This is a genomic window from Synechococcus sp. W60.3 (assembly GCF_047502615.1).
In the GTDB taxonomy this organism is placed as follows: domain Bacteria; phylum Cyanobacteriota; class Cyanobacteriia; order Thermostichales; family Thermostichaceae; genus Thermostichus.
In genome coordinates, this window is record NZ_JANSHJ010000048.1 from 1 (window position 1) to 8,366 (window position 8,366).

General features: G+C 60.1%; 5 protein-coding genes and 1 pseudogene. 2 read left to right on the top strand and 4 right to left on the bottom strand.

Annotated elements, in window-relative coordinates:
• Positions 1-97 precede the first annotated feature (97 nt).
• Positions 98-1,252, bottom strand: coding sequence for an FAD-binding oxidoreductase (locus NW846_RS11865; RefSeq protein WP_099812558.1), 1,155 nt, complete (start codon positions 1,250-1,252; stop codon positions 98-100).
• A 1,286-nt stretch (positions 1,253-2,538) separates the two neighbouring features.
• Here NW846_RS11865 and NW846_RS11870 point away from each other — a divergent pair.
• Positions 2,539-2,733, top strand: a pseudogene (locus tag NW846_RS11870) (PAS domain-containing protein); the annotation flags it as partial.
• Positions 2,734-2,736: 3 nt separating this feature from the next.
• The gene (locus NW846_RS11875) at positions 2,737-5,046 is read left to right on the top strand and encodes a GAF domain-containing protein (RefSeq protein ID WP_414347052.1); all 2,310 of its coding nucleotides are present in this window, start codon (positions 2,737-2,739) and stop codon (positions 5,044-5,046) included.
• On the opposite strand, the gene NW846_RS11880 is transcribed toward NW846_RS11875, so the two are convergent.
• From NW846_RS11880 to NW846_RS11890, 3 genes are all read right to left on the bottom strand, one after another.
• Positions 5,043-6,479, bottom strand: a complete 1,437-nt coding sequence (locus NW846_RS11880) for a cytochrome c biogenesis protein (RefSeq protein ID WP_011429167.1) — start codon at positions 6,477-6,479, stop codon at positions 5,043-5,045. The two genes, NW846_RS11875 and NW846_RS11880, sit on opposite strands and share 4 nt — an antisense overlap.
• 76 nt (positions 6,480-6,555) lie before the next feature.
• A complete protein-coding gene (locus tag NW846_RS11885; protein ID WP_011429166.1) occupies positions 6,556-7,305 on the bottom strand; it encodes a cytochrome c biogenesis protein CcdA in 750 nt (249 codons plus the stop codon).
• 98 nt (positions 7,306-7,403) lie between these two features.
• Entirely contained in the window at positions 7,404-7,922 is a 519-nt protein-coding gene (locus NW846_RS11890; RefSeq protein WP_041438773.1) for an inorganic diphosphatase, read from the bottom strand.
• Positions 7,923-8,366 lie beyond the last annotated feature (444 nt).

Below are 8,366 nucleotides of genomic sequence, written 5' to 3' on the forward strand. Positions count from 1 at the left end.
AGCAGCAACTCCGGGAAGTGATTCTCGGAAGCTCCCGTCTACAGCCCGTCAGGGCTTAGTGGGAGAGGATGTCACGTTTCGGCGTGATTTGGAGTAGCTATATCAAGCTGGGGCTGAAGATGGCGGCGGGATCAAACTGCTGCTTCAGCTTGCGCATTAGGGTCGCCGTCGGGCCGAAATCGTGGGCCAGAGCTGTCTTCAGGGCTGCCGGTGCCTCCAGCAGCAGGAGAAACCCGCCCACCGACTTGAGGTGGCGCTGTAACTGTAGCAGGGATCCCACCTCAGGCTGGGAGATCCAGGCTCGCCCCAATCCACAGCCGCGATGCAGTTGCACCTGAGCGTCGGGAAATAGAGACTGAAACTGCTCTAGAGTAGCCAGGCTCTGGCTAGGCAAGCAGCCGAACTTGGCCAACACCATCCCCGCACGGCGGGAGGGCAGAGGCGGGGCTTCAGGTCTTGCCTCTTGCCAGCTCAATCCTGCAGGAGCTAGCTGTTGCACCTGGGTCATCTGTTGGGCAATTACCCGCTCGGAGCCGTGGAAATGGAGGCAGAGCTGGGGCCCTTCTGCCTTCAGCCAGAGATCCACCCCCACCGGGCTGACCGGCGCCCTCAGCACCTGCCGAGCCAAGGCTTCCAAATCGGGCAGGGATCCTGTAGCCACCAAAGTTGCTTGGGCTGCCGGCAGGGGATAGAGCCGTAGGGTCGCCTGCGTCAGGATCCCCAAACTGCCCAGGGATCCGGCGAACAGTCTCGTCAAGTTATAGCCGGCCACATTCTTAACCACCCGCCCACCCGCTTTGGCCACCTCCCCATCGGCCCGTACCCAGGTGATGCCCAGCAGCAAATCGCCGATCCCACCGTAACGCCAGCGCAGCGAGCCCGTATCGGCCGTGGCGACGATGCCCCCCACTGTGGCCCAGTCAGGGTAAAGGGGATCCACCGGCCACCATTGCCCCCGCTCTGCCAAGATGGCTTGTAGCTCCGCTAGGGTCATACCGGCCTCCACTGTCGCCGTTAGGTCGGCAGCCGCATGGTCGATCAAGCGGCGCAGCCCACGGGTACTGAGGATGAGATCCACAGCCTCCAAGCGAGGAGCCCATCCCCACTTGCTCCCCTGCCCGAGCGGCAGCACCTTCCGCTCGCGGCACTCTTTTAGGAGCTGCGCCAATTCTGGAACCGTCGAGGGAGTTTGGATGGGAATAGGAGCGGCCTGGCCGGAGAGAAAATCTGTCAGCGGCGGAGAAAAAGCCATCGAGAAGAGCTAAGCCCAAAACGCCGGCAACATCTGATCCCCTAGCTATCGGGATCAACTTGCCCAATTTCAGTGTAGGGGGCAAACTCCTCACCTGGGCAGCACAGCCACAGATGGGTACTTGATGAGGCTTAGAATGCAGCCAGCTTCCCAAGTTCCCTCGCCGGGAGCGGAGGGCTGAGAGGGGTCGCGGCAGCACGGGCTGAACTCAAGTAATCTGGCAGCCGCTCAAAATCTGTCAAATCTGTCTCCAATGAAACCAACCCAAGCTCAACTCGATGACGCGAAGATACTTGAAAAAAACAGAGCAACAGGATGGCGATTGCCCCTTTTTAGATGAAGGAAAAACCTCGATAAACCGGAAGAGCCGCAACTTAGATCGACAATTCCTGTTAACAGCGAGCTAAGAGCTTAACTTGCTCCCCAAGTCTCGGCACCAGCAAATTAAACAGCAGATAGATGTAAAGATTTATATCAAAATTCGAAACTTCTTTGCGCGACGTGGTACTCTAACTTGTAAAGTTAAGCTTGGGTTAAAGCTATCAAATGCCTAAAGCTAAAACTGCCTGCAAGTAAGTCCGTAAGTAAGTATTTTGTCTGGTCTTGGCTAAAGTTTCCCTCTGCTATACTGTTTGCAAATTTTTCTGACTGCAATTTAAGGTTCGGTTATCCCCTGACACCGACATGGTGCAAGACTTGCGCTCTTCATCGGGATCCCTGGAACAGTGCTTTGGCCAGATGCCACTCTTGGTCGGGTTCGACAGCCCCCTTGCCGAGGTTCTCTCCCTGTTGGCGCAAAAGAATGGCTCCCGGCCCTACGCCTTGGTGGTGGATGCAGGCCAAGTGGTGGACATTTTGACGGCTGTGGATTTGACACTCCCACCCAGGGGATTCTTACGCAGCCCAAAATGGACTCGCAAAGGCGCTGTCAAGACGCCCCTAGACAGTCCTTTGAGGCATAACCTCAAAGTTCTGCTTACTTCGGACTTAAGTTCCTCCAGGTTAGTTATTGCCGCGCGGGTTTTGCACCGCAGTAGGTTGTTTTCCTGGAGAAGCTCTGTACTAACTATAACAAAGAAGCAACTAAAGTGGCTCAAGGGCTTTTCCGCCCCGTACTTTAGTACGGGGCTACCAAGCTATCCTTTTGTGTTGCGGTGGGTGGCCAGCGACCGATCTTGGCAGGGATCCACCCTGGCTGAGGCGATGACCGCCCCTGTTGTAACCTTGGCCGCCGGCGACTACCGGGATCCGCTGGCGTTAAGGATCCCCCTTTTGTCTATTGGCCCCCGGAGGAGATGGAGAAGATCGCCACCGCCTTCGCCCAGGGGCTGGCTCAGGGTCGGCCCCCGCAGGGTTGGGAGCTGACCTTTATGCGTCGCAACGGCGAGCGGTTTCCGGTGCGGATTTTGGATGCCCCCTGGCAGGATGCCCAGGGGAAGGTAATCGGCATTGCCAGCGTACAGGATTTGACCCAGGAAAAAGAGTTGCAGAACCCACAACAAAAACGGCAGCACTCGCTGCACGATCAGCCAGATCTGTTTCAAAACCTCTTTGAGCAAGCCCCGGTGGGCATGGCAGTTACGGATGCGGCGGGGCAGATCGTCAAGGTGAACGAGAGCTTTTGCCAGCTCACCGGCTACACCGAGGCCGAGCTCTTGAGCATGAATTACGCCGACCTCACCCACCCTGAGGATCTGCGGCAGGAGGCAATCTATGTCGAAGAAATACGAGCGGGCCGCCGCCGGGGCTACCGCATGGAAAAACGCTACATCCGCAAAAGCGGCGAGATCCTCTGGGTTGACCTCTCGTCTTTTGTGGCGGAGACTCCCGACAAACAAATCTACGGCATTGCCTCCATTGTCGATATTACCGAGCGCAAGCGAGCCCAGGAGCAGGCTCAACTGCAACTCCACCAAGCCCGGCTGCTCAACCGCATCGCCCAAGGGATCCGGCAATCGTTGCAGGTGGAGTCCATCCTGGGTTTTGCCGTAGAAGAAGTCCGCCGTTTGTTGGATGTGGAGCGGGTGGTGATCTACCGCTTTTTCCCCAATTGGGTGGGCGAGATCGCCATGCAATCGGTCAGCCGGCCAGAGTTGAGCCTGCTGGGCCTGGTTATCGAAGATCAATGCTTTGTTAGCCAGTGGCACCAGGCCTATCAGCAGGGCCGCATTTCGGCCATTGAAGATATCGACACCGCCCCCATCCAGCCCTGCCACCGCGAGCTGCTGGCCGGTTTGGGGGTGCGGGCCAACTTGGTGGTGCCCATTTTGCAGGCGGCTGGCCCTGACGGCAAAGACAGCGAGCCGGCCCGCCTCTGGGGGCTGTTGATCGCCCACCAGTGCAGCGCCCCCAAACAATGGGATCCCTGGATGCCGGATTTTTTGCGACAAATTGCCGATCAACTGGGGCTGGCGCTGCAACAGGCGGAGCTGTTTGAGCAACTCCAAGCTGCCAACGCCGAGCTGCGCTACCAGGTGGAGGTGCGCAATGCCGAGCTGGCCCAGCGGGTGAGATACGAGCAACTGCTGCGGCTGATTGGCGACAAGGTGCGCTCCAGCCTGGACGAACAGGAGATCTTGGCCACCGTGGTGCGGGAGCTCACCCAGGCTTTCCAACTGGGCGCCTGCGGTGTGGCCCTCATCCATCCGGAAACCCAGACCTACACGCTGGCCTACGAAGCGGCGGGATCCCTGCCCCCCCTGGGCAAGGTCACTCTGCCCTTGGATCCCGTGCTTTTGCGCCAGCTCCGCCAAGGCCAGACCCTCTACCTCAGCACGGATCACCCGCTGCGGGGGCGCTGTACCCTGCTTGCCTGCCCCCTGGTTGTAGAAGAGCAAGAAGGGCAGCTTGTCTCAGGCACCGGCTCGTTGCTGGGCTTTCTCAAGTTAGTTCGCCTGCCCCAGGAGGGCTTTACCGAGGCCGAGATCCACTTTGCCGAGCAGGTGGCCACCCAGTGCAGCATCGCCATTCGCCAGGCCCGCCTCTACCAGGAAACCCAGGCTCAGCTCCAGCAACTGCAGCAGCTCAACGAGCTCAAAGAAGAGTTTCTCAGCATGGTCTCCCACGAGCTGCGCACGCCTCTGACCAGCATGAAAATGGCCCTGAAAATGCTGGAGGTGCGCGGCCTTTCCGAGGCGCAGATCCCCTATTTCAACATCCTCAAACAGGAGTGGCAAAAAGAGCTGGACTTGGTCAACGACCTGCTGGACTTGCAGCGGCTAGAGGCCGGCAGCCGCAGTCTGGAGATCGCCCGCTTCGAGGTGCGCGAGTGGCTGGAAAAGCTGTTGCCGCCCTTTGCCCTGCGCTTTCAAGAGCGCCAGCTCACCTTTATCTCCTACCCCCCCTCTGAACCCATCTTGTTCAACACCGATGTGGGGCTGCTCACCCGCATCTTGAGCGAGTTGCTGGCCAACGCCGCCAAGTACACCCCTGCCGGCCAGCAGGTTCATCTGGAAGTGGCGGTCGATTCGTCGGGTCTCCATTTGCAGGTCACCAACACCGGTGTCGAGATCCCAGCGGAGCACCTGCCGCGCATCTTCGAGAAGTTCCACCGCATCCCGCACCTGGACTACGCCCACCAGGGGGGCACCGGCTTGGGCCTGCCGCTGGTGAAAAAGGCGGTGGAGCTGTTGCAAGGGATCCTGCAAGTGGAAAGCGGCGAGAACCGCACCCTGTTCGCGGTCAGCCTGCCGGATTTGGGCAGTTCCGCCCTCACCCCCAGCCCCTCTCCCTCAGGGAGAGGGGAGCTAGATGACCCTGGGCAGCGTTGCCGGTCAAACAGCCGCCATGGCTAGCCGTTGGCTAAGGACTCCGTCCCGCCGACGCGAGCGGCAGGAGGGGGTTCTTTTGCCGGCGAAGGGGGAGAGGAGAGCAGTTGCTGCTCCACCAGGCGGGCAAACTCCCGCTCGAAGCTCACCAGGGCGCGGTTGGTTTTGCCTCCCAGGTAGAGCCCTGCTTCCGTCTCCAGGGCCCAAACTTGGCTGTAGCTGAAATAGCTCATCGCCACCCCCAGCATCAGCAGCCCAAAGCCGAGATAGACCAGCGGGATCCCTGGGTCGGATTTAATCTGCAGACCGGTGGCGCCGATAACCTCGTCTAGGTGCAGGGTAAGACGGTTGGGGAAGCGCTGGGGGGCAACTTCGTCCAGGGCCAGGCTCATGCCCTGGCGCAGGGATCCTATCCACTGGCCTTGGGTGTCGTAGAGCAGGGCCGTCCCCTGCAAATCGGGCAACAACAGCGTCAGGCCCTCGCTTAGGTCTGGCCGGGTGGGGACAAAAGCGCCCCAGAGCTTGCTGCCCGCTTGGGTGGGCACCGGCACCACCGGGATTTGAAAGGGAGGGCTGTTGTTGAGGCGGATGCGGATGCTGTCGATGCTCCAATCAGCCTGGTAGAGGGTCACCCCCCGGTAGGAGAGGGGATGGTTGACGGAAATGGTCTGGCGTTTGACCTCCTGGCCCCCATCCAAAATCGAGAGATCTGAGTAAAACTGCTTCACCCGGCCATCAGGAGCATAGTCAATCCAGAAGCGGTTGACCCGAATTTGCCAGGTGGGTAGATGAGCCAGATCCCCTGCCCCGGTTACCTGTTCAATGGCGGCGACGCTGCCGCTGGGGATCAGCGCTTGGGCCTTGAAGCCGGCAAGGCTGCCCCAGATGGCCCCCAGCAGGATCAGCAGCAGGCTGACGTGCACCAGGATAGGCCCAAACCGCCCAATCAGACCCTTGCGGGCGTAAAGTCGGGATCCGTCCTGAAACACCGCATAGCCCCGCTGGCGCAGCCGCTGCGGCAGCCCCTGCAGGGAGCGTTGGGGCAGATAGGTCCAAAAGGGCAGCCGCTGGAAGGAGTGGGGACGGGTGAGGTAGCTCCAGCGACGGGCCACCTTGAGCATCGGCCACTGGCGCGTCAAAGAACAGGCGGCCAGGCTGCTGCCAAAGAGGATCAACAGGGCCAGAAACCAAGAGGTGCGATAGACGTGATCCAGCCCCAGCTTGAGGATCAGCCGCCAGGTGAGAAAGCCAAACAGGGCCGGATGCTCGGGGTAGTGGGCCTGATAGAAGGCCACGGTTTCCTCTTGCTCGATGACCGTGCCAACCGCGCTCAAAAGGGCAATTGCCAAGAAAAGGCCGATGGCCAGACGCAGATCCGCCAGCAGCGGCAGCAGCTCATGGCGAAAGTACCGACGCAAGGGGGAAAGCCACCGCGACAGCGGCAGAGAGGGGATAACCATGGGAAGTTGTCAGCTCAAGATCTGAACTGCCCCCCAACTGGAGGGCAGCCCCATCTTAGCTTGCAGCAGGGATCCCTTAGGCCCAAGCGGAGAGGATCGTCACGGTGCCAAAGCCCACCAACACCACGCCACTGGCATAGGTAAACCAGATCGACCAGCGCCGCAAGGCCAACAGTTGCTTCATCGAGCCGGCGAACACCCCCGCCAACAGCAGCGGCGAGACCAGCCCCAGCGCATAGGCCAGCAGCAGCCCGCCCCCCACCCAGGGCTGCCCTGTGGTGGAGACCCAGCCGAGCAGGGCCACCAAAACCGGCGTGCTGCAGGGAGAAGCTACCAGGCCAAAGGTGGATCCCAGCAACACCGACCGGCCTAGCCCAGGCCACTGGCCAGGGATCTCCAACCGGTTAAACCAATCGGGGAAGCGCAAGGGGACAACTTCCAGCAGGTTCAGGCCCATGAGGATGGCGATCCCTCCCGCCACTAGGGATCCAAAGGCAGCGGTTTGTCCATAAACCCGGCCTAGCAAAGCTGCTCCCAAGCCCAGCCCGCTGAGCGTCAAAGCCACGCCAGCCGCAAAGCCTAGCGATTGCACCCAAACCTGCCAGCGCACTTCTCCGGCAGCGGCGGGGGTAGTGGGAGCGTAGCCGCCGATGTAGCCGATGGTTACCGGCAACAGGGAGAGCATACAGGGAGAAAGGCTGGTGACCAGACCTGCCAGACCCACCAGCAGCAGGCTCAGCGGAGAAAGGTGCTGCAGTTGGCCTTGGACAAGTTGCGTTGCCCATTGTTCCAGGTGGTAAAGCCAAAGCTGAAGGGTATCGGCCATAGCAGAAGCCATCGAGTCCAACCCTAAGCTAGCTCGAGGAATCCAAGCCAGAACAGATTGGCGCCAACTGGGAGCTTCAGTCCAGAAAAGTTGGGGAGCTACTTGGACTGTTGGTAGGTGGCAATGCTGCTGGCGATCACTGCCTCGGTTTCGGCTAGGCCTTTCCAGCCCAAGATCTGGGTTTCTTTCTTCTCCAGGCGCTTGTAGGTGGCGAAAAACTCGGCAATCTCGTCCAGGCGGTGCTGGGCAATATCTTCCAGCCTGGTTACGGAAGCATAGCGAGGGTCCTTAGCGGGCACGCACAACAACTTCTCATCCGGCTCCCCCGCATCGATCATCTGCAGCATGCCCAGCGGGCGCACCGCAATCACACACCCTGGAAAGGTGGGCTGATCCATGATCACCAGGCCATCCAAAGGATCCCCGTCCCCTGCCAGCGTATTGGGCACAAAGCCGTAGTCGTAGGGGTACTGCACCGAAGAGTAGAGCACCCGGTCTAGGGCCATTACGCCCATGTCTTTGTCAAACTCGTACTTGTTCTTGCTCCCGCCCGGAATCTCAATCAGGAGGTTAAGTAGGCCTGGCTTTGGTTGGGCAGGGATCCGCGACAGGTCGATCACAGCAATTACCCTCGGAATAGGTGAAACGGCCAGAGGGCATTATAAATCGAAGCGTTCCTTCAGCAGCGGCATCCCAACCCCAACTAGGGGTGACCAGCAAGTCGGGAGGCACAAGCCCCGGACTTTAGTCCTGGAGATAAGTCTCCCCATCTCGACATCCTACAGGCTGGAGTCGACTGCCCACGCTTTCGATGTCCCTGCCGTCGCCCAGGAGTCGGGGTGATGGCGCCCCCGGCCTCCCTTTCATCCCCCCGTATAGGGTGGGAAAAAGGGGGCGCGGTGGCAGCGGCGCCAGCCCGTCCGCGTAGCTTGCGACAAGCGAGAAAGAATCCTCGTCCTCTCGGGCTGAGGAGAACATCAAGCTTGCATCCCCCCGCCCAACTCCTCGGGCAAGATTCGAACTTGCGACCAATCGGTTAACAGCCGACCGCTCTACCGCTG